The organism is Kitasatospora sp. NPDC057223 (genome assembly GCF_042669755.1).
In the GTDB taxonomy this organism is placed as follows: Bacteria; Actinomycetota; Actinomycetes; order Streptomycetales; family Streptomycetaceae; genus Kitasatospora.
The window spans coordinates 72,988-91,703 of the sequence record NZ_JBHUWW010000005.1 but is presented as its reverse complement, the minus strand read 5'-3'; the positions used below and the strand labels follow the sequence as shown (position 1 = coordinate 91,703).

Below are 18,716 nucleotides of genomic sequence, written 5' to 3'. Positions count from 1 at the left end.
TCCGCGCCGTCCCCGTGAACGCATCAGACCCCAGGAGCCCCTCATGAACCGCACCGTCGTCATCACCGGCACCGCCTCCGGCTTCGGGCTCGAAAGCACCCGCCTCTTCGCCGCTCGCGGCTGGAACGTCGTGGCCACCGTCCGCAAGGAGGAGCACCTGGCCGTTCACGGTGACCTGCCCGACGTGGAGACGCTTCTGCTCGACGTCGACGACGAGGAGGCCGGTGCCGCCTTCGCCGAGCGGGCGATCGCCCGGTTCGGAGGCGTCGACGCGCTGGTGAACAACGCCGGCTACTACCACATGGGCCCCGTCGAGGCGGCCTCCATGGGGCAGGTGCACGACCAGTTCCAGACGAACGTCTTCGGCCTGATCGCCCTGACCAAGGCCTTCCTGCCGCATTTCCGCGAGCAGCGGTCCGGCGCGATCGTGAACATCTCCTCGATCAGCGCGGACCAGGGGTACCCGTACACCGCCGTCTACGCCGCGTCGAAGGCCGCCGTCGCCGCCTTCTCCGAGGGCCTCAACATCGAACTCGCCGACTTCGGCGTCTCGGTGAAGGCGATCTTCCCGGGCGCCCACGCCACCCGCATCTTCACCAAGATCGACCAGGCCGGCGACATCCCGCCGGATTACCTCCCCGGCATGCAGCGCTTCTTCGGCATGCAGGGCACCGGTTCCAAGCCGGCCGTGACCGCCGAGGCCGTCTACGAGGCGGTCACCGACGGGAAGATCGAGAAGGTCCGCTACTACACGGGCCCCGACGGCGTCGTCATCCCCCGGGTCAAGCAGATCCTGGGCGCCGAGCAGTACTGGGAGGAGTTCCGCAACGCCTCCACCGGCAACCCCAGCCCCCTGTGGACGAGCCTGGTCCCGCAGGGCCAGGAGCCCGTCGAGTTCGCCCTCTGACCCCGGGCGCGGGAGACCGCCCGGCCTCGCGAGCAGCGGCGGGCCGCCGGTTGCCGGGAGTGTTCCTTCGGCTCGCCGACAGCCCGCCACCGTCGCCGGACCGCAGGAGCCGCCACCCTGACGAAAGGCAGCGTGAGGCCATCGGCGTCGTCGCCGTCGTCATCCCCTCGAACGCGCCCACCTCCTTCGCTTACGGCAAGATCGTTCCGGCCCTGCTCGCGGGCAACACCGTCGTCCTGAAGGTCTCCCCGGAGAACTCGCTCAGCATGGGCTCCCTCGCCGGACCGCTGATTCGGCGACGGCCACCAAGCCCATCGAGCCGGCCCCGGCCCTCTGGCGCGCGATCCACATCACGGCCAGCGCGTACAGCCGGTCACCGAAAACCGACAGAGTCTGCGCGCTCCACAGGAGAAGCACCGGCCCTCGCCGCCGCAGCCGCACGTACCGCATGATCCGACTCCGCCCAGGAAGCACGAAGTCCCGGCAACGAGACGCGGCCGGGAACTCCGTTCACCCTAGGGCAACTTGAAGACCATGAGGCGCAGGCGCCCCGAGCGTCGTGCCCGACGACAGCGAGCCGATGGCCGGCTCCCGACCAGCCACGACCACACCGTCGGTCGACCTGCCCACCGATCGAGGTGCAGAGGCGGCCGCACTGCGTGGGTGGGCCGTCACTCCAGCGCAGCAGCCTTGTTCAGCAGCACCGACCGCTCGCGGGTGTTGCGGCACAGCCGGGCGGCGAGTTCCAGCTCCGCCCTGGCCTCGTCGGTCCGGCCGAGCCGGACCAGGAGTTCGCCGCGCACACTCGGGAGCAGGTGCGACCCCGACAGGCGGCCGGAGACGGCCAGTTCGTCGACCATGGACAGCGCCTCCTGCGGCCCGCTCGCCATGGCGACCGCCACGGCCCGGTTGAGCTCGACGACGGGGGAGGGGGCCACGCGGCCGAGCGCCTCGTAGAGGAGCACGACCCGTTCCCAGTCGGTCTCCTGCACCGAAGGCGCGGTCGCGTGGCAGGCGGCGATCGAGGCCTGCAGACCGTACGGGCCGAGGCCGCGTCCGAGGGCCGTGGCCCGGCCGATCGCGGCCAGACCGCGACGGATCGCCGACCGGTCCCACAGTCGTCGGTCCTGGTCCTCCAGGAGCACCGCCTCCCCGTCGGGCCCGGTACGTGCCGGAAAGCGCGCGGCGGTGAGTTCGAACAGGGCGAGCAGCCCGTACACCTCCGGCTCGGCGGGCAGCAGGGCGGTGAGCATCCGGGCCAACCGAACAGCCTCGTAGGCGAGATCGGTGCGCAGCAGGCGGTCGCCGGTCGTCGCCGTCGAGCCCTCTGTGAAGATCACGTACAGGACGCTCAGGACCCCGCCGAGCCGTCCCGGCCGCTCTTCGGACGGCGGCAGCTCGAAAGGCACGTGCGCTGCGCCGAGCGTTTTCTTCGCCCGGGTGATCCGGGCCTGGACGGTTGGCACGGGTACGAGGAACGCCCGGGCGATCTCCTCACTGGACAGGCCGCCCACCACGCGCAGCGTGAGCGCCACCCGGGCCTCGGGCGCGAGTACCGGATGGCAGGCGGTGAACATCAGCGCGAGGACGTCGTCGTCGACCCGGTCGGGATCCCACGGCAGGTCGTCCGGCCGGCCGGACGCGGCCACCGCGCCCGAGCTGAACTCACCCTCCGTCAGCTCGCCCGCGAGCACGGCGTACCGCTCGTCGAGCGCCGACTTGCGACGGAAGCCGTCGATGGCCCGCCGCCGTGCGGTCGCCAGCAACCAGCCCACCGGGCTGGCCGGCGCGCCGTCGCGCGCCCAGGTGACCAGTGCCTCCGCCAACGCCTCCTGCGCGACGTCCTCGGCGAGCGCGAAGTCCCCGGTGTAGCGGGCCAGCGCACCGACGATCCGTGCGGACTCGATCCGCCAGACGGCCTCGGCGGCCCGCCGCGCCGCATCGGCGCTCGGCGGGCCGTCGGCGGCCGCGGGCGTCAGATCTGGCCGGTCTGCTCGCGCCACGCCCGCTCCTTGCTGATCCACTCGTTGTCCTGCGGAAACTCCTCGATGCCCGGCACACGACGGACCTCGCACTTCGAGCCGGCGATGGCCGGGAGGCGCTTGGCCCACTCGACGGCTTCCTCCTTCGAGGCGACGTCGATCAGGTAGAAGCCGCCGAACAGCTCCTTCGTCTCGCCGTAGGGGCCGTCGGTGACCACCGGGGTCTCCGCGCTGAAGTCGACCACCACGCCCTGGGACGGGTCGTCCAGGCCCTCGGCGGCGACGAGCACGCCCGCCCGGATCAGCTCCTCGTTGAACCGGCCCACCGTTTCGAGCATCTCCTCGAAGGGCGTCTCCATCATCTTCGCGAGGGACTCGTCCGTGCCACGCATGATCAGCATGTACTTCGCCATCATCGTTCTCCTTGATCGGGGGTCGCTACCCGACCCTCTCTACACCAAGGTCGAACGGCGCAGCCGCAGATCGACACGACGCACGAACACGGATCCAATTTTTTTCGACAGACGCCTTCGTCCCCCGCCAGTCGGCCTCGACCGCATGGACGACGCCCCGACTGTCCTTGAAGATCTGGCCGGGTCCGGGTCGCCGCCATGCATGCGACGGCCACCCACACGGGCACCACCCGCCCCGCCGACGCCCGTCGTCTCCCGGCGCGAAACGGTGCCCACCGCGGAACCCGCCGAGCCGGTGCCTGCAACGCTGCGGGGCGGAACCCGGGCGCCGGCGACCGGCTGCGCGACCTGGTCGACCGGCGTTTCGCGCGCCCGCGTCACCGCCGCCCAGACCCACGGCAGCCTCTGCAGCTACTGGCTCGGCTGCGCCGTCCCGGCTCAGTACGCCGCGAACGCCCCCTCCGGCGCCACCTCGCCCGCGCCGGCCTCTCCACACCGCTCATCGCGCCGACGGTGACCCCGGGAGCCGGGAGCGTACGGCACTCTGACCTGCGGCGGGGAGTTCGGCCACCCCCGTCGGCCCGCGCCGGTGAGTTGCGCGAGTCCGCGCGGCCGGCGCCCGGCGAGATTCGGGTATCGGCGCAGGCCAGTACCCGGTGAGGACGAACCGGCCTTACTCCGTTCGAGTGAAGTCCGGGTTCGTCGGGCGGCCGGGGCGGGCAGAGCCTTCGCATGACGACTCCCACCAGGCACCGCCGCCGCCACCCGGCAGCTGCCGCCGTCCCGTCCCGGACCCAGATGCCGTCGGCCCCGTCCCGCCGACATGCCGCCGGCGGGTGTTGCCGGACCTGGTCCAGTGAGCACCTCTCGCTCGGCGGCCGGGTCGTCCGCACGATCTGGCACGAACCCGCCTGCACGACCGGGACCCGGTCGTGACCTCCCCCGCCGAGCAGGTCCCGCCCGCCCGGTTCGAGCCCGGCAGCACCGCGGTGCGCCGCGACGTCCACCGGGGCCGGGTCTGGACCGCGATGCCGCAGCGGGTCCTCGCCGACACCGGCGACACCCTCCAGCTCGCCTACTGGCCCGGCATCACCTCCCTCGCCCCGACCACCTGGATCGAGGCCTGGCGCACCGGCGACACCGCGCTGCGCGAGAGCGGACTGCGGAGTCTCGCCGCCGGAACCTGGACCACCGCCCCCTACCGCTGGACGGGCACCGCCCTGCGCAGCACCTTCCTGACCGGGGAGCACTTCAGCATTCACCGGTTCCAGGACGCCGTCACGGGGAATCCGATCCGCTGGTACGTGAACTTCGAGCTCCCCTACATCCGCCGGCCGGGCGTCGGGATCGACACCCTCGACCTGTGCGTCGACCTGGTGGCGGAGCCCGACCTCTCGACCTGGTCGTGGAAGGACGAGGACGAGTACGCGCAGGCCCGGCGACTTGGCCTGATCGGCGACGACCTCCACACCCTGGTCGACCACGCGCGCCGGCGTGCCCTGGGCCTCCTCCAGGAACAGGCCGGCCCGTTCGGCGACCCGTGGACCGCCTGGTCACCCGACCCGGCCTGGCCACTGCCGACCCTGCCCGGCGGCCCGGACGACACGGCTGCGCACTGACCGCCCACAGGCCGCTTTGACGGTCTCTCCGTCGGGCCGATCCGCACCCCTGGTTGATGAGCTCCGATGGTCAGAGGGCATCATGATCGAATGCCGAACGCCGCAGCACACCTCGCTCCACTCGACCACCATCGGTGGACGCAACCGGGTGGAGGCGGCCCTCGCCGCCCACGGGGGGCCTGGTGGGGCGTGACCGCTGGCGGGGTGCGGGGGCAGGCCGATCCGCCGGATCGCCTGGCTCCTCGTCAGCGATGAACGGACAGGCCTGTCCGCTCTGATTCGACTACGCCGGTGGATCCATCCCACGTGAACGAAGGACGCACATGGCTCGCCCCTACAAGCCCGGACCGAAACAGTTCGTCTTCGCTGTCGGTGACGGCGACGACCAACAGGTCTCCGTGGGTGACCCGCAGGAGGCCTACGTGGCGTTCTCTGCGTTCTTCCGCGATCGGGACTCTGACACCTACACCATCAAGGACGAACCGTCGGGGCAGAGGTTGGTACTCATGCCCGGGCAAGGTGTGATCTCCCGGATCAGGGACGCGGACCAGCCCCGGTCGGAATACCTCCAGGTCGACAGGGGCAATCGCTACCTTCCGAGCGCGATGCTGTTCTTCGAGAACGGATTCGCCGGCCTCGACCGCTTCGGCCAGTGGTTCTCCGACCTCGCCGACCTCGACGCATCACCGGAGACCCGCGGTGCCGCCCGCGCCGCCACGATCACGACGGAAGCAGCGGCGATCGAGGAAGTCGCCCGGATCTGGGCGGATTCGGGCTGTGTGGACCCGATCGACCAGTACTACGTCTTCTTCAACTCGCATGGGGTCGACGAGGACCGAGCCGAACGAGCCGAACTGCTCAAGTTGATCGAGTTCCTCGGTCTCGAACGAGTCGACGCTCCGGCCGGTGCCGCCGGTGCCGCCGGGGGAGAAGTCTGGGTGCGCACCGACCCACGCCTCGACGTCGAGTGTGCACGGTGGTCGTGAACAGGCGAGCGGGGTGGGGCCGCAACGTCACCAAGAGGCCGGCTGCTGCTGTTCCGGGAAGGAATGACCCATGAGAGAGATCGTTTTCACACGCTCCAGCGGCTGGATCCCGAACGCGATCCGCGAGGACGGCGAGCTGAATCTGATGCTCGGTGCCGGGGCCGATGCCAACCACGAGCCCCGTACGTTCACGTTCCCGATCAGCGAAGCCCATCTCGCGGTGATCCGGGAGGACCTGGCCAGACACCTGCTGTTGTGGAGTGCGGTCCTTCCGCTGTGCGACGCCGCCGGAACCCGGGGCCGGCTCGACGAGAACGCTGCCGTCGCGCTCCTTGACCCGATCCTCCTGGCCGCGCCCGCGGACGTCGACGCGCTCTTCCAGCGCATCGAGTGGGACAGGAGTCGGCTCATCGCCCACGGGGCCGACATCGGTCTCCTGGAGCGCGGTCAGGTATGCGCGGCGATGCGCGCGGCGACCGAGACGTCGAACGGGAAACGAGCTCAGGAGTACCACGCGGAGCGCCGTCGCGCGGAGCGCGGAACAGTACTCGGTCCACTCGACGCCGCGATTCTGAGGTACACGGGCCAGTACCTGCACGGCTCGACGGCTCCGAAGCGGACGCCGGACGCCGTCGACCCGGCCCTGCTGCCCGAGGTCATGCAAGTGATCGCCACTGCGGAGCAGGCGTGCGCCGGGAGGCGGATCGGCCGCGATCCGCGACGGGGAAAGCGCGCCACGGACAAGCGCGACTGGGAACGGATGGAGACGACGGTCGAAGCGGCCGTGCGCCGTGCCCACCCCGGGCTCGTCGATGACGCGGTGCGTACCGTGAGCTTCCTGATGTGCTCGGAGGCCGCGGACCGCTCCAGGAACACATCCATGGAGGATGACGAGGAGGCTGCCGGCCACCACGCCGACCTCGGGGGGAGTGCGAGGAAGACGGCCCTGTCGTTCACCGACGACAAGGGCGTCGAGAAGAAGTGGCTACGGGACGGTCCCCGTACTGCCGCCGCGGAGTTCTGGGAGTTCGTCGGCGATCGCTCCGCCGCCGACAACGAGGTGTTCACCATCGAGGACGAGGAGCTGGGCGAAGGGATCCAGCTCCACTTCTACGCGGACTCCATCGCCCGGATCACGACGCTGCGCGAGGGTCAAGGCGGATCGGAGCCGGAGTACCGGGTCGAGTACCGCCTGGTCGACGGGATCGCCGGGTACCGGAACCTGGTGAGCACCTTCGTCCGCGGCGGCTGCGCCGCACTCGAACAGCACGGTCCCTGGATATCGGATGTCGACGAGTTCGAGCGCGCGCGTCGGCGGCGCGACGCCCGGTAGGCCCAACGGCAGCCCGCGCTGACGCCGTCGGAAGAACCTGCGAAGAGCGGGTGGGGGGAGCTGCGAACTGAGCGTCTGCGCCGACTGCAGCGGTGTCGGGCTGCGTGCGGACTGCTCGTGCCGGGGTTCGATCGGTGGCCGGGCGGGCACGTCCCGCCTGGCTGCCAGGCGGGTGGCGATCAGGGGTAGACAGGCGTCAACACCGGCTCGCAGTCGGCGCCGCAGACGGCATCGCTCCACAGCCCCGCGCCGATCACCAGGAGAAGCACGGCGAGGACCGCCACGAAGAGGAGGCGCCAACGCAGTTCCAGCGCCTCGGGACCCCAGAGCCACCTTCTGCCGACCACCAGCAGGAGGACGGCGACGGGCAGCAACAGGCCTGCCAGGACACTCAGCAGCACCGAAGCCACGGACGGCCTCCCTCGGGGAACGCGGTGAACGACCGGAGGCCGAGCACGAAGCCGACATGACGACACCCAAGTAGTCGCCTCCCGCGGGCATCGCGGTTCCCGGCGGACCGTGCCCCGGTGCGGCCTCCCCTCCCGGCCGTGGCCTTCCCGCCCGACGAACGCCGCACCTGGCCGGGCTCACACCCGCGGCGGGTATCCGCCTGTGTCCCGTTCAGCGTCGACGTGCCCATGGCCGTGGTGCGGGGTGTCGATGTTCAGGGCTTGGCTGCCACGGCTGCCGCAGCCGCAGCCAGGATGCGGTGCAGGACGGGGACCGGGATCGCCGGGTTGATGACTGCTGCGCTTGCGGTGTCGCGGTCGTGCAGCAACTCGGCCAGGACGGCGGACCTCATTCAGGTGGTGAGCAGGGCGGCTGCGGCGGTGGCGTTCGCGAGCAGCCCGGGCAGGTCAGCGGTGGCGACCTGGCCGGTGGCGTGGCGGCGGCCGATGTGCTCCCAGCCTGCGAGGGCGGCCGCGGCGGCCATGGCCGGGTGGGGGTCGTCCGGGCCGGTGCCGAGCTCGGTGTGCAGGGCGGCGGTCAGTAGTTCCTGGTAGCGGGATGCCTGGAGGCGGGCACGGGCGGCGAGGGCGGGTGACCCGCCGATGACCCGGGTCAGCAACTGTTCGGTCTCCGGTCCGCGTTCGGTGATCCAGCCGTGGACGACGCGCTCGGCCGTGTCGAGGGCGCCGGCGCCCGGCGTGCGGGCGGCGAGCCGGTCGGCGAGGTCGGTGCAGCGCCGGGCGTCCAGGTCGAACAGCACGTCGTCCTTGCTGGGGAAGTGCAGGAAGAACGTTCGCGGTGCCATGCCGACCGTGGCGGCGATGTCCTGCACCGTCGTGTCCTCGTAGCCGCGGTCGGCGAAGAGCCGGAGCGCGGTGTCGGCGATGAGCTGGTGCCGCTGCTGCCGTTCGCGCTCGCGGAGCGTGGGTCGCTGGTCCATGGCACCATCCTAGGCCTCTCGATGCAGTCAGTGCATCAATTGCCTTGGATGCAGGTCATGCAACCGTTGCACTTCAGTTCCGTGCGGCCTAGTATCCGGTGCAGCAGTTCGGTGCAGTCAGTGCATCGAATGCAGTACATGCATCGGTATTCCCGGGCTCCGCACACGCCGCGGGCCCGGACGAACACATGGAGGGGAGGCGGCCGTGAGCACAGGAGTTCCCGACCGTTCACTGACCGGGCGGGTCGCCCTGGTCACCGGCGGCACCGGCGGCATCGGCCTGAGCACTGCCGTCGGCCTGGCCCGCCAAGGAGCCCAGGTCACCGTCACCGGCCGGGACCCGGAACGCGGGCAGGTCGCCGTCCGGCGGATCGCCGAGGCGGCGGGGGCCGACCCGGCCTCGGTCCGCCTGCTGGTCGCCGACCTCGGGGTGCTGGGCGACGTCCGCAGGCTCGCCGACGAGGTCCTCGCCGGCCACCCGCAGCTGCACCTGCTGGTCAACAACGCCGGCGTCAACAACGGCTCCCGGCAGACCACCCCGGACGGCCTGGAGGCGAACCTCGCCGTCAACGCCGTCGCACCGCTCCTGCTGACCCGGCTGTTGCACGGCCGACTGGCCGGGAGCGCGCGGGCGGGCCACGCCTCCCGGGTCGTGCTGGTCAACTCCAGCGCGCACAAGATGGTGCGGCGGGCCGCCGACGCGCTCGACGACCCACAGGCCGAAGCGCTGCCGTATGTCGCGATGACGGCATACGCCCGCAGCAAACTGCTCGCCCTGATGGCCGGATTCGCGCTCGCCAGGGAACTGGGGGACGACCCGGTGACGGTCACCGCCGTCGACCCGGGACCGGCGGACACGAGCATGACGCGCGCCATGGACCGCACCTTCCTGCCGCCCGCGATGCGGGCCGGCTGGGCGCTGTACTACCGGCTCGGCCCGGCACGGCGCAGCGCGGACACAGCCGCCGCCTCGACGCTCGCCGCAGCGTCCTCGGCCGTACTGGAAGGCCGCACCGGGCTCTACCTCGACGCGAAGGGCCGACCCGCCCGCACGTCACCGGCCGCCCGAGAGGAGAAGGCCCACCACCTGGCACTGGCTCTCCTGGACGCGCTCGGTACCGACACGCGGGCCGTACGGCCCTGACCCGCAGGCACCGTGAACCCGGCTGCGGAGCATCGGAAGCGTCCGACCCCACCGACCGGCCCCTGCGGCGGTGAGGTGTGCCGAGCCGAGCCTTCGGTGGCCCGGACTCGGCTCACCTGTCCGACCTGCCCGACCGGCCTGACGAACTCCCGGACAACTGTGAGGTACGAACGGAAACCGGACTCGTGCCTCACGCGCTTCACGCTCTGATCGGACCTCGGACAACCGCGGCGACGAGGAGGCCGTGCTGGTCCTGGACGAGACGGGCGACCCGACAAAAAGGCACCCACGGTGTCGGAGTCCAGCGTCAGAACACCGGAACTGCGGGCCGGATCGAGAACTCCCAGGTCGAGGTCGGGCCTCCGCGTTGATGGTCGGCACGGACCGCTCAATCAGGCCGGCTGGCCCGAACGGTGGGTCGGCGCGGACTGCGGCGTGCGGACGGCTGTGGGCGCGATCCGGCGGGGTGAACACGCTCACACATGGGCCCGGGACCTCTGGTCAGACCCTGGACGACCACCCGAGGTCCGCATCGGCGCCGGCCTGGCCTGGCTGTGCCTGGTCGCCGACCCTGCCCCCGACGAACCCCGCACCCTCCTCACCGACCCCGGCACTCGCCGATACGACGACCTGCTCCAGCCGGTGCCATGGCTCGCCCGGGTCGACCCCGCCGGCGTCGGACTGCGCAGCTGGATCGACGCGACGCTTACGGCGAACGGCATTGATCACGAGTTCGGGTTCTTGTCCATCTCTGCGATCTGTGACGCTGCGTCAGGTTTCGAGGTCGAAGAGCGGGATGTCGAATGAAGGCGGCGGTGGGTCAAGTACCGCGCGAAGTGCGTTGACCATGGCGAACCAGCGGTGTGCGGCGCCCGATTCCACGTGGTTCGATACCAATCCGGAGTCGTCGGCTGCGATGCGCGTGAGTGCTTCAGCAGCGAGTATCCGAAGATCGGTGGGGAACTCCGGCATGGGTGTCTTCGGGCCGTAGCCTGTATTGCTTGGTTGGCCGGCCGGGCACTGCGAGGCCAGCACGGCTGCTGCCCCGACCGCCTCCTCAGCGTCGCTGAGATCGTCGGTCGCGCCGAGGGTGCGGACGATGACGCCACGGATCAGGGCTTCGCGTTCCTCGGCCCCGGCATCGTCGAGGGTGTTGGCGAAATCCGCGGCCGTGTCGTTGTCGAATGGACCGGTGCCCCAGGTGCCCATGGCGTTCTCCTCACGTCCTCACGTCGCTGTGCGGTGATCATGGCACCGGCGACCGACAGTGGCGTTGTGAAGCGAGCAGGACACGATTCCGCAGCAGGCTGAAGCCGGCCCGTCCGTCCAACTGGCGCTTGATCATTCTGATTCGGTTGACCTGGCCTTCGACGACGCCGGAGCTCCACGGCAGCGTCAGGCCGGCGGTGACAGCGGGGAGATCCCGTTCGAGACCGTTGACGCACGTGCGGAGGCTGGGCAGATCGTCAGTGCTTGGCGCGGGTGAGGTCGGCGAACCGGTGCCCGGTGGGTCATGGCGAGCCTTCGTCCGCCTCCGCCGGTGCCTGGCCCCCTGCCTTCTCCGGGGCCGCCTGGGCGGTGGTCGCGCGCAGGCACGAGCCGTGGTGGGAGATGTACCGCTCGGCGGCTGGGGATACGGGAGCGCGTCGACCAGTCGCATGACCGTGTTCCGGCTGGCCCTGGCCCCGAGGACGCCGGCCGGCCGGGCGCCGGCGCGTCCGCCGGGCGCGAGGTCTTCGGCCTCACGACCACCGGCGTCCGTCTCGCTCGGCCTCCTGCTCGTCAGTCCGGCAGCCAGTGCAGCTCGTGCGCCAGGGTTTTGGCGACGGCACGGATACGGCGGTGCAGTGGTGACTGCTCGCGTGGGAGGACCAGGTGGATCGTCAGGCCGGGCGCGCCCCGCAGCGGTCGCCAGGTGAGGCCGGCCGGTTGTGCCGTGGCTGCGGCTTCTCCGGCCGGGGCGAGGGTGACCCCGTCACGCAGGTCGCGCTGGGACATGTCGAAAGAGACGGCGGGCGTGTGGAATCGGGGGTGTGGTCGGGTGTCTCGGAACAGTGCGGACAGCTGATCGTGGATCACGGGGTTGGTCGCACGGTTCGGGAGCCGCAGCGGATACGCGGCCGCGTCGGCGATCTCGATCTCCGGGTGTTCGGCCAGCGGATGGTGCTGCGCCAGCTGGACACCGACGCGCAGACGCCGCAGCAGGAACCGGCGCACGCCACGGCCCGGCTGTTCACCGCGGGTGATGCCGACATCGATGTGGCCGTCGGCGACCGCGGGGGAGATCTCCGGGGTCGCCATCGGGACCGCGCCGACGTCGAGTCCGCTGGTGCCGCGCATCAGCCTGTCCACCAGGGCCGGTGCCGTCTCGGCCCCGGTGCTGAGGCTGTATCCGATGCGCACTGTGCCCAGTTCACCGGCCGCCGCGCTCCGGGCGGTGTCCCAGGCCCGGTCCAGCGCCGCCAGCGCGGGCGGCGCGGACTCCGCCAAAGCCGCACCGGCGGTGGTCAGTACGACGCTACGCGTGGTGCGGACCAGCAGGGCCGTACCGAGTTCCGCCTCCAACCGGCGGATCCGGGCGCTGAGTGCGGGCTGTGCGACACCGATCCGTGCGGCCGCGCGGGTGAAGTTCAACTCCTGCGCCAGCACCAGGAAGTACCGCAGGCTCACCGTATCCGGCGCCACGTGCCCTCCCCGCCGATTGATAACGATCCGTTCTGACTCTATGTCGTACCGGTCTTTCCCTCGGCGGCACGTCTAGTTCTAGCCTGCGCATACGGCGATTCCGCCGACCGCAGTACCCGTCGCCGGGATCGATCGATCCGGGTGTCAATTCGAAGTCGGACGTGTCCGGCCGAACACAGGAGGTTTCCATGGCCAAGGGCTACTGGGTCAGTGTGTACCCCGCCATTTCCGACCCGGAGAGGCTGACTGCCTACGACAAGCTGGCGGGTCCGGCTGTCCGGGCCGGGGGCGGGCGCCTGCTGTCCCGTGGCGCTCGCGTCGTCGCCCACGAGGCCGGAATCACGCAACGCGTCGTTCTGATCGAGTTCGACAGCTTTGAACAGGCCGTCGCGGCCTACGAGAGCGAGGCGTACCAGAAGGCGCTGGTGGCCCTCCCCGAGGGCTTCGAGCGCGACTTCCGCATCACCGAAGGCATCGACTGACGGGCGGGCCCGGCCGTCGCTCAGCACCCGTCACCTGATACGCACACGGTCCCGGCAAGGGTCCTGACCCGGCGGCGTTGCGGGCCAGGCGCTTGAGCTCGTGGACGGTGAGGTTGACCTTACGGCCCATTCGGGCCGTCATGGCGTCCGACGATGCGCGTTGGATCTCCGGGGACGCCGTCCCCGTCTCCGGCGGCATGCGCTGACGCCACGCGGTCCTCGCCGCTGACCCGAGAGGGCCGGAGCCGCTGCTCAGGCTCAGCGAGGGCTGAGGAGGCAGAACTCGTTGCCCTCCGGGTCGACCAGGATTCTCCAGGAGATGACGGACTGGTCGATGCCAGGGTCGGTGGCGCCCAGGGTACGCAGTCGGGATTCCTCTGCTGCCAGGTCGTCATCGAGGTAGGGAGCGACATCGAGGTGGACGCGGTTCCACCCGCTCTTGGTGTCGGGAGTGCGTACGAACTCCAGGTAGGGGCCGACGCCTTGGGCGGAGCGCAGGGAGGCGTGGTCGTCGGCGACCTCGTGCACAGTCCAGTCCGTCGCCTCGCCCCAGAACCGGGCCATCGCTCGCGGGTCGGTGCAGTCGACCACCACCGCGGCGATCGGCCCGGTGTCCCGGTAGACAGGGCGGGGTTCCAGGACGCAGAACTCGTTGCCCTCCGGGTCGGCCATGACCGTCCAGGGGACATCGCCCTGGCCCACATCGGCGAGCGTCGCGCCGAGGTCCTTCAGACGCGCGACCAACTCCGCCTGGTGGGCAGCCGAGGTGGTGGCCAGGTCGAGGTGCACCCGGTTCTTCACCGTCTTGGGTTCGGGACGGGTGATGATGTCGATGCAGACGGCCGCGGGGTCGGGGTAGTCGAAGCCCACGGGTTCGAGGTTTGTCACGCCGGGTCCCTCGCTGTCGACACCCCAGCCGAGTGCCTCCGCCCAGAACCGGCCGAGCACGGAGTCGTCCTGGGCCTTCATGTTGATCTGTACGAGTCTTGTTGCCATACCGCAAATCCTAGAACCGGACCCAGAGCCGGGAGTACACGGTCGAACCTCGCCGAGGCGGGTCAAGCCGCGGTGGCACGGGTCAGCTGGGACAACCCTGTCCGGCAGCAGCCCGTTGACCACCGGCACACCGAAGTCTGACGGGTCTCAGCGGATCTCGACTGCTGGGATTCATCTCATCGGACTTTGACATCGCAGGTCAGGTACGGTGCGGGCATGAATGAGGGTCTTCCTTCCGACGTTGACGTGCCCGACGGGATCCTGCTCGCCGGCTACTTCGTCACCGCGCCCGAGCTGCTCGCGGGCTCGGGTATGCCCAGGACGGAGCGGCTGATCACGGCGTCCGAGTGCCTGAGCGACCGGCTCTCGCTGGGTGGCTGCTGGTTCGCTACCGCCCGGGAGGCGTTGGCGGCCTGCCTCCTGTTCCAGCTGCCCGCGGAGGCGCGCCTGTACGCGCTGCTGGTGCCGTCCGAGCATGTCGGCGGCTTCGTTGCGGACATCCGCGCGGCCGGGACGGACGAGCCGGTGCTGTTCGCCCACCTCGACGGTCGGGGCGTCGGTCAGGCCGCCCGGAAGGTGGCCGAGGGCGGACACGAACTCGGCTGGGAGGTTCTCGGCTACGACTACGGGCTGCTCCACAGTTGGCTGTGCAACGACCTCTACGACGACGGTGTGCTCAGTCTCGGCGTGGGCACCAACGAACACGGCCTGTTGCCCGACCGGGACAGCGCCCAACGCGTCGCCGCCTGGGCGAACGCGTGTGGCGACACCAAACCGGTCACCTGGTTCCCCGGTGCGCTGATCGAGTGGGACACCCCGATCGAGAGCCGCCCCGGCCCCGCCACCCCCGAGACGGCGCCCTCTGCTCCGCAGCCCTGGTGGCGCCGGATCCTCCAGCTCTAACGCGCCTGCGGCTCAGGTCGAGCCGCGAGATGTCGGCACCGGTCGATCGTCGGTGGGACTGGTCAGCTGATGGAGACCGGTCCCGGACCGCCGGGTCGCCACCCGGGTCCGGAGTCGAAAGCGGCCTTCGTCTCCGCGCTCCTGGAGCGGTGGCCGGATCGCACCGAGGACGAGGACGGCATCTCGCCGTGGTCGGCCGGCCTGCTGATCCGCGAGGCCCGCGGTCCGCTGATCCACTTCCCCAAGCGCTGGAGCATGGCGGCGGAGGCGTCGGTTTACGCGGCGGGGGTTGCCTCGCCGACGGGCCTCGACTGCTTCGACCCGCAAGCGCGGCAACTGCTTCTGGCTCTTCGGCGTGGCCGTCGGCTCCGCTTCCCGGCCCTGCAACGGCCCTCGAGCCGCCCGTGTACGGGGGTGGGGGAACGGCTGCGCCGTGGTGTGCTGATCCGGGATCATCTGGTGTGACACGGCCCGGCCGGGCAGGTGCTGTCCGAGGGAGGCCGTGCCATGCGCGTGCGCATGCTGAGTACCGTCGCCGCTGTTGCCGTCGCGGTTGTCGGGTCGACGGCGGGGCGTGTGGCTGACAGCAACGACTTCGCGGATTTTCTTCTCGCGCGGGTCAACGAGCGGGTGTCCGCACCTGTCGGGCTGCAGGAGTTCACCTTCGTCGTCAAGGGCGACAGGATCACGAGCAGGGACTTCTCCGGCACCTTGCGCTGCACGGTGCGCTTCGACCTGCGGCGGATGGGCGACTCCGCCCCGGCGGGCTGGCGGAACGGGAAGGTCGTGACGGGCTTCCACGCCGGCTTCCAGGGGACGCGGGTGTCGTGCGAGGGCACGGTCAAGGGCGACACAGTCGCGGGCAGGCCCAGGAAGACGTCGGTGGACTGCCGCACCGCACGGGAGGGGTCCGTACTGGTGGAGGCCACCGGTACCACGCCCAACCGGATGGGAGGGACGCTCAGCAGCTTTCGGTTGCTGGCGTTGTCCCTCACGTGCTCTGCCTCGCCCCCATGGAAGCTGAGCAGGTCCCGCGCCGACACGGCGTTCCAGGCCGTCACGAAGGACATTCGCGCCCAGATGACGGATGTGATCAACAAGCGTGTCGCCGCGGCCTTCTCCGAAGCCGTCCCCGGGGTCAACATGCCGGACCCCGCTCGGCACTGAGACCGGGTGCCCGGTACGGAGACCGGGTGGATCGCGGGTGAGATCGCCGGGATCCGTGAGGCGGCCCGGCTGGTGGCCGAGCAGGGTGAAGAGTTCTTCGCCGCGAGCGCGGAGTTCCTGACCGTCGGGGCCCGGCTGCTGCACGGCGAGAACGAAACCTGCACCGGCGAGGAAGCGGCCGATGGGACCGTACCCGGCCCACTTCGCCGACCCCGGGGTGGGGACCGGTGAGGCCGCCACGGGTTTTCTGACGACCCGCAGCCGGGTGGCCGCCCTGTCAGCCCCCGGCGCCGGCGCCGGGGGCTTTCCGGTGGCTGCGGTCTGCCGGTGAGGTGCGGCCGGAGCCGGGCCGGTGGGCCGATGTGGCGCCCCATCCCCGTTCGAGGAGGTCGAAGGCGGCGTCGACGGCCTGTTCCGGGTCCTCGGAGCGGTGGGCGAGGGCGGAGGCCTCCAGGGCGAATCGGGCCAGGGCTGCGCTGTGCGGGTCCCCGGGCGGAAGGCCGGCGTCGTCGGCGATGGCACGGGCGAGGGCGTCCTGGTGGCGCATCCACATGCGGTGGGCGTAGTCGGCGAGGGCGGGGGTGCCGGTCACCAGGTCGAAGAAGTCGGCGTAGCGGGGGGCCGAGTCGGCCGGGCGAAGGCGGACACGCTTGACGTGCGCGCCCAGCGCCTGGGGGACGGTCGTCCCGGGTGCGCGGTCGCGGACGGCGTCGACGAGCCCGGCCTCCTGGTCGGCCTCCTCGTCGAAGACGAGGGCCTCCTTGCTGGGGAAGTGCTTGAGGAGCGTCGTGGTGGACACGTCGGCGGCCTCGGCGATCTCGTGCAGGGTCACCTGGTCGTAGCCGCGGGCGAGGAAGAGGTTCAGGGCGGCGTCGGCGAGGGCCTGGCGGGTGGCGGCCTTCTTGCGTTCGCGCCGCCCGGCCGGAGGAGGGGGCGGGGTCGGAGCAGAGGGCGTGGTCGGGATCGTCATGCTGCCATCGTACATAAAGGTGTCAGGGTAAAAAAGTTGTGCCGTTGCACTTTTTTGGTGGTTGTGTTTTTCTGGAGTGGCGGCAGCGCGGACCACCGCCCCGCCGGCCCCGGCGAGAGCGCCGCGGCCGACTCACCTCGCCCTGTACGGGCACCTTCCCGCACGGCTGCCCAGTGCCGGGCGACGCGAACGGAGTACCACCATGAACACCACACCCACACCCACACCCGCGTTGGCACCCACACCCGCGCCGCGCATCGCGATCATCGGCGCCGGACCCGGTGGCCTGACCTGCGCCCGTGTCCTCCAGCGCCACAACATCGATGTCATCGTCTACGACGGCGAGGCCGGGCCCGACGTCCGCAACCAGGGCGGAACCCTCGACCTGCACGAGGACAACGGCCAGATCGCCCTGCGTGAAGCCGGGCTGCTGGAGGAGTTCTTCCGTCTCTCCCGCCCCGAAGGGCAGGAGATGCGCCAGCTGGATCCCGAAGGAACGATCGTCTTCCACCACACCCCCGAGGAGGGCGAACGTTTCAAACCGGAGATCGACCGCGGCGACCTGCGCGACCTCCTCCTCGACTCCCTGGCGCTCGGCACCGTCCGCTGGGGCCACACCCTCACCGCGGTCGAAGGACCCGCGGAAGGGCCGCGCCGGTTGCACTTCGCCGACGGGACCGTCGCCGAGGCCGACCTGGTCGTCGGCGCCGACGGCGCCTGGTCGAAGGTCCGCCGCGCCGTCTCACCCGCCCTCCCCGAATACAGCGGGGTGAGCTTCCTCGAAGCCTGGTTCCACGACGTCGACAACAAGCACCCCGACATCGCCGAGCTCGTCGGCCGGGGCAGCGCCGCAGCAGCCGACGGCGAACGCGGCCTGTTCGCCCAGCGCAACAGCGGCGACCACATCCGCGTCTACATCTTCCAGCGCGTCCCCGTCGACTGGATCACCACCGGCGGCCTGACCATCGAGGACACCGACGGCATCCGCGCCCTGCTCCTGGAGCGCTACCGCGACTGGTCGCCGACCCTGCGCCGACTGCTCACGGACAATGAGGGCCGCTACGTGGACCGCCCCATCAACGCCCTTCCAGTGCCCCACACCTGGGAGCCCGACCCCACCGTCACCCTGCTCGGCGACGCCGCCCACCTGATGCCCCCGCTCGGCGTCGGCGTCAACCTCGCCATGCTCGATGCCGCCGAACTCGCCCTCGCCATCGTGGGCAGCGACAGCGTCGCCGACGCCATCGAGGCCTACGAGAAGACCATGCTGCCCCGCTCCCACGAGATGCAGGAGCGCCTCGACCACGGCGCCGAACAACTCCTGTCCACCGAACTGCCCGACTTCGCCACCGACGACGACAGCCACTGACACCGACGTGCAGCGGCACCGACCACGGGCCTGCGCGCCGACGTCGTCCTACGTCTGGGCTTCCCAGATGAGGTTGCCGCTTACCTGGTAATTCGTCATCAGCCACTCGCGCCGACCAGCCAGGACCAGCCCGCCGGGCCGTTGGGCCGCCTGGTCGTAACCCACCATGAAGGCTGCCACGCCGGTGAGGGATGTGCGGCCGATGGACATGCCGGTCCGCTTGGTGAACTGGACGAAGTACTCGCGCTCGCTCATGTCGATCAGATTCGTCACCCCTGAATCCTGGCGCCCCGACTCCCGGTTGCCGACGAGCATCCGGCACCTCACCAGGACCTCAACACCGGTCTCGGTCCGGGTGACTCGCGCCAAC

At 70.7% G+C, this 18,716-nt stretch carries 21 protein-coding genes and 3 pseudogenes; 13 read left to right on the top strand and 11 right to left on the bottom strand.

Going from position 1 to position 18,716, the window contains the following annotated elements:
* Positions 1 to 43 precede the first annotated feature (43 nt).
* Together ACFUK0_RS03745 and ACFUK0_RS03740 are read left to right on the top strand one after the other, a co-directional pair.
* Positions 44 to 907 carry an SDR family NAD(P)-dependent oxidoreductase gene (locus tag ACFUK0_RS03745; RefSeq protein WP_380246393.1) on the top strand — a complete coding sequence of 288 codons (864 nt, stop codon included), beginning with the start codon at positions 44 to 46 and terminating at the stop codon, positions 905 to 907.
* 71 nt (positions 908 to 978) lie between these two features.
* Positions 979 to 1,203: pseudogene (locus ACFUK0_RS03740) on the top strand (aldehyde dehydrogenase family protein); the annotation flags it as partial.
* Positions 1,204 to 1,578: 375 nt separating this feature from the next.
* Here ACFUK0_RS03740 and ACFUK0_RS03735 read toward each other — a convergent pair.
* Both ACFUK0_RS03735 and ACFUK0_RS03730 read right to left on the bottom strand, forming a co-directional pair.
* Entirely contained in the window at positions 1,579 to 2,910 is a 1,332-nt protein-coding gene (locus ACFUK0_RS03735) for an RNA polymerase sigma factor (RefSeq protein WP_380246392.1), read from the bottom strand.
* The gene (locus ACFUK0_RS03730) at positions 2,883 to 3,302 is read right to left on the bottom strand and encodes a YciI family protein (RefSeq protein WP_380246391.1); all 420 of its coding nucleotides are present in this window, start codon (positions 3,300 to 3,302) and stop codon (positions 2,883 to 2,885) included. Before ACFUK0_RS03730 ends, ACFUK0_RS03735 begins: the two co-directional genes overlap by 28 nt.
* A 932-nt stretch (positions 3,303 to 4,234) precedes the next feature.
* On the opposite strand from ACFUK0_RS03730, the gene ACFUK0_RS03725 reads away from it, so the two are divergent.
* The 3 genes from ACFUK0_RS03725 (at position 4,235) to ACFUK0_RS03715 (ending at position 7,240) form a co-directional block, all read left to right on the top strand.
* Entirely contained in the window at positions 4,235 to 4,921 is a 687-nt protein-coding gene (locus ACFUK0_RS03725) for a DUF402 domain-containing protein (protein WP_380246390.1), read from the top strand.
* 323 nt (positions 4,922 to 5,244) lie between these two features.
* Positions 5,245 to 5,907, top strand: coding sequence for a hypothetical protein (locus ACFUK0_RS03720; RefSeq protein ID WP_380246389.1), 663 nt, complete (start codon positions 5,245 to 5,247; stop codon positions 5,905 to 5,907).
* A 70-nt stretch (positions 5,908 to 5,977) separates the two neighbouring features.
* Positions 5,978 to 7,240, top strand: a complete 1,263-nt coding sequence (locus tag ACFUK0_RS03715; protein WP_380246388.1) for a DUF6357 family protein — start codon at positions 5,978 to 5,980, stop codon at positions 7,238 to 7,240.
* Between the two features lie 179 nt (positions 7,241 to 7,419).
* On the opposite strand, the gene ACFUK0_RS03710 is transcribed toward ACFUK0_RS03715, so the two are convergent.
* The 3 genes from ACFUK0_RS03710 to ACFUK0_RS03700 all read right to left on the bottom strand — a co-directional run bounded on the left by ACFUK0_RS03710 (position 7,420) and on the right by ACFUK0_RS03700 (position 8,630).
* On the bottom strand, positions 7,420 to 7,650 hold the full coding sequence (locus ACFUK0_RS03710; protein WP_380246387.1) for a hypothetical protein: 231 nt from the start codon (positions 7,648 to 7,650) through the stop codon (positions 7,420 to 7,422).
* Between the two features lie 254 nt (positions 7,651 to 7,904).
* Positions 7,905 to 8,042, bottom strand: coding sequence for a hypothetical protein (locus tag ACFUK0_RS03705; protein ID WP_380246386.1), 138 nt, complete (start codon positions 8,040 to 8,042; stop codon positions 7,905 to 7,907).
* The gene (locus ACFUK0_RS03700; protein WP_380246385.1) at positions 8,043 to 8,630 is read right to left on the bottom strand and encodes a TetR/AcrR family transcriptional regulator; all 588 of its coding nucleotides are present in this window, start codon (positions 8,628 to 8,630) and stop codon (positions 8,043 to 8,045) included.
* 205 nt (positions 8,631 to 8,835) lie between these two features.
* Between ACFUK0_RS03700 and ACFUK0_RS03695 the strand changes: the two genes are divergently transcribed.
* Positions 8,836 to 9,774, top strand: a complete 939-nt coding sequence (locus tag ACFUK0_RS03695) for an SDR family NAD(P)-dependent oxidoreductase (RefSeq protein WP_380246384.1) — start codon at positions 8,836 to 8,838, stop codon at positions 9,772 to 9,774.
* A gap of 232 nt (positions 9,775 to 10,006) precedes the next feature.
* Positions 10,007 to 10,130, top strand: a pseudogene (locus ACFUK0_RS03690) (transposase); the annotation flags it as partial.
* A gap of 415 nt (positions 10,131 to 10,545) precedes the next feature.
* Here the strand turns inward: ACFUK0_RS03690 and ACFUK0_RS03685 are convergent.
* From ACFUK0_RS03685 to ACFUK0_RS03675, 3 genes and pseudogenes are all read right to left on the bottom strand, one after another.
* Positions 10,546 to 10,983, bottom strand: coding sequence for a DUF4259 domain-containing protein (locus ACFUK0_RS03685; protein WP_380246383.1), 438 nt, complete (start codon positions 10,981 to 10,983; stop codon positions 10,546 to 10,548).
* A gap of 37 nt (positions 10,984 to 11,020) precedes the next feature.
* Positions 11,021 to 11,212 (bottom strand): annotated as a pseudogene (locus ACFUK0_RS03680) (hypothetical protein); the annotation flags it as partial.
* A 344-nt stretch (positions 11,213 to 11,556) separates the two neighbouring features.
* Positions 11,557 to 12,459: a LysR family transcriptional regulator gene (locus ACFUK0_RS03675; protein ID WP_380246382.1), complete on the bottom strand. Its 903-nt coding sequence runs from the start codon at positions 12,457 to 12,459 to the stop codon at positions 11,557 to 11,559.
* Between the two features lie 188 nt (positions 12,460 to 12,647).
* Between ACFUK0_RS03675 and ACFUK0_RS03670 the strand changes: the two genes are divergently transcribed.
* Positions 12,648 to 12,941, top strand: a complete 294-nt coding sequence (locus tag ACFUK0_RS03670; RefSeq protein WP_380246381.1) for a DUF1330 domain-containing protein — start codon at positions 12,648 to 12,650, stop codon at positions 12,939 to 12,941.
* 258 nt (positions 12,942 to 13,199) lie between these two features.
* Here ACFUK0_RS03670 and ACFUK0_RS03665 read toward each other — a convergent pair whose 3' ends face one another.
* On the bottom strand, positions 13,200 to 13,937 hold the full coding sequence (locus ACFUK0_RS03665) for a VOC family protein (RefSeq protein ID WP_380246380.1): 738 nt from the start codon (positions 13,935 to 13,937) through the stop codon (positions 13,200 to 13,202).
* A gap of 216 nt (positions 13,938 to 14,153) precedes the next feature.
* Here ACFUK0_RS03665 and ACFUK0_RS03660 point away from each other — a divergent pair, with 216 nt between their 5' ends.
* The 4 genes from ACFUK0_RS03660 to ACFUK0_RS03645 all read left to right on the top strand — a co-directional run bounded on the left by ACFUK0_RS03660 (position 14,154) and on the right by ACFUK0_RS03645 (position 16,238).
* Positions 14,154 to 14,840: a hypothetical protein gene (locus ACFUK0_RS03660; RefSeq protein ID WP_380246379.1), complete on the top strand. Its 687-nt coding sequence runs from the start codon at positions 14,154 to 14,156 to the stop codon at positions 14,838 to 14,840.
* A 69-nt stretch (positions 14,841 to 14,909) separates the two neighbouring features.
* The gene (locus ACFUK0_RS03655) at positions 14,910 to 15,305 is read left to right on the top strand and encodes a hypothetical protein (protein WP_380246378.1); all 396 of its coding nucleotides are present in this window, start codon (positions 14,910 to 14,912) and stop codon (positions 15,303 to 15,305) included.
* Positions 15,306 to 15,347: 42 nt separating this feature from the next.
* A complete protein-coding gene (locus tag ACFUK0_RS03650) occupies positions 15,348 to 16,007 on the top strand; it encodes a hypothetical protein (RefSeq protein ID WP_380246377.1) in 660 nt (219 codons plus the stop codon).
* A 6-nt stretch (positions 16,008 to 16,013) separates the two neighbouring features.
* Positions 16,014 to 16,238, top strand: coding sequence for a hypothetical protein (locus tag ACFUK0_RS03645; RefSeq protein ID WP_380246376.1), 225 nt, complete (start codon positions 16,014 to 16,016; stop codon positions 16,236 to 16,238).
* A 46-nt stretch (positions 16,239 to 16,284) separates the two neighbouring features.
* Here the strand turns inward: ACFUK0_RS03645 and ACFUK0_RS03640 are convergent, their stop codons facing one another.
* Positions 16,285 to 16,977 carry a TetR/AcrR family transcriptional regulator gene (locus tag ACFUK0_RS03640; protein ID WP_380246375.1) on the bottom strand — a complete coding sequence of 231 codons (693 nt, stop codon included), beginning with the start codon at positions 16,975 to 16,977 and terminating at the stop codon, positions 16,285 to 16,287.
* 202 nt (positions 16,978 to 17,179) lie between these two features.
* Between ACFUK0_RS03640 and ACFUK0_RS03635 the strand changes: the two genes are divergently transcribed.
* Positions 17,180 to 18,346, top strand: coding sequence for an FAD-dependent oxidoreductase (locus tag ACFUK0_RS03635; protein WP_380246374.1), 1,167 nt, complete (start codon positions 17,180 to 17,182; stop codon positions 18,344 to 18,346).
* 48 nt (positions 18,347 to 18,394) lie between these two features.
* On the opposite strand, the gene ACFUK0_RS03630 is transcribed toward ACFUK0_RS03635, so the two are convergent.
* Entirely contained in the window at positions 18,395 to 18,619 is a 225-nt protein-coding gene (locus tag ACFUK0_RS03630; protein WP_380246373.1) for a hypothetical protein, read from the bottom strand.
* Between the last annotated feature and the right edge of the window lie 97 nt (positions 18,620 to 18,716).

Bases quoted from the DNA above. Each gene is read 5' to 3' on its own strand.
- ACFUK0_RS03745 (WP_380246393.1), top strand. From the start codon at position 44: ATGAACCGCACCGTCGTCATCACCGGCACCGCCTCCGGCTTCGGGCTC.
- ACFUK0_RS03730 (WP_380246391.1), bottom strand. From the start codon at position 3,302: ATGGCGAAGTACATGCTGATCATGCGTGGCACGGACGAGTCCCTCGCG.
- ACFUK0_RS03720 (WP_380246389.1), top strand. From the start codon at position 5,245: ATGGCTCGCCCCTACAAGCCCGGACCGAAACAGTTCGTCTTCGCTGTC.
- ACFUK0_RS03715 (WP_380246388.1), top strand. From the start codon at position 5,978: ATGAGAGAGATCGTTTTCACACGCTCCAGCGGCTGGATCCCGAACGCG.
- ACFUK0_RS03705 (WP_380246386.1), bottom strand. From the start codon at position 8,042: ATGAGGTCCGCCGTCCTGGCCGAGTTGCTGCACGACCGCGACACCGCA.
- ACFUK0_RS03700 (WP_380246385.1), bottom strand. From the start codon at position 8,630: ATGGACCAGCGACCCACGCTCCGCGAGCGCGAACGGCAGCAGCGGCAC.
- ACFUK0_RS03685 (WP_380246383.1), bottom strand. From the start codon at position 10,983: ATGGGCACCTGGGGCACCGGTCCATTCGACAACGACACGGCCGCGGAT.
- ACFUK0_RS03670 (WP_380246381.1), top strand. From the start codon at position 12,648: ATGGCCAAGGGCTACTGGGTCAGTGTGTACCCCGCCATTTCCGACCCG.
- ACFUK0_RS03665 (WP_380246380.1), bottom strand. From the start codon at position 13,937: ATGGCAACAAGACTCGTACAGATCAACATGAAGGCCCAGGACGACTCC.
- ACFUK0_RS03660 (WP_380246379.1), top strand. From the start codon at position 14,154: ATGAATGAGGGTCTTCCTTCCGACGTTGACGTGCCCGACGGGATCCTG.
- ACFUK0_RS03655 (WP_380246378.1), top strand. From the start codon at position 14,910: ATGGAGACCGGTCCCGGACCGCCGGGTCGCCACCCGGGTCCGGAGTCG.
- ACFUK0_RS03650 (WP_380246377.1), top strand. From the start codon at position 15,348: ATGCGCGTGCGCATGCTGAGTACCGTCGCCGCTGTTGCCGTCGCGGTT.
- ACFUK0_RS03640 (WP_380246375.1), bottom strand. From the start codon at position 16,977: ATGACGATCCCGACCACGCCCTCTGCTCCGACCCCGCCCCCTCCTCCG.
- ACFUK0_RS03635 (WP_380246374.1), top strand. From the start codon at position 17,180: ATGAACACCACACCCACACCCACACCCGCGTTGGCACCCACACCCGCG.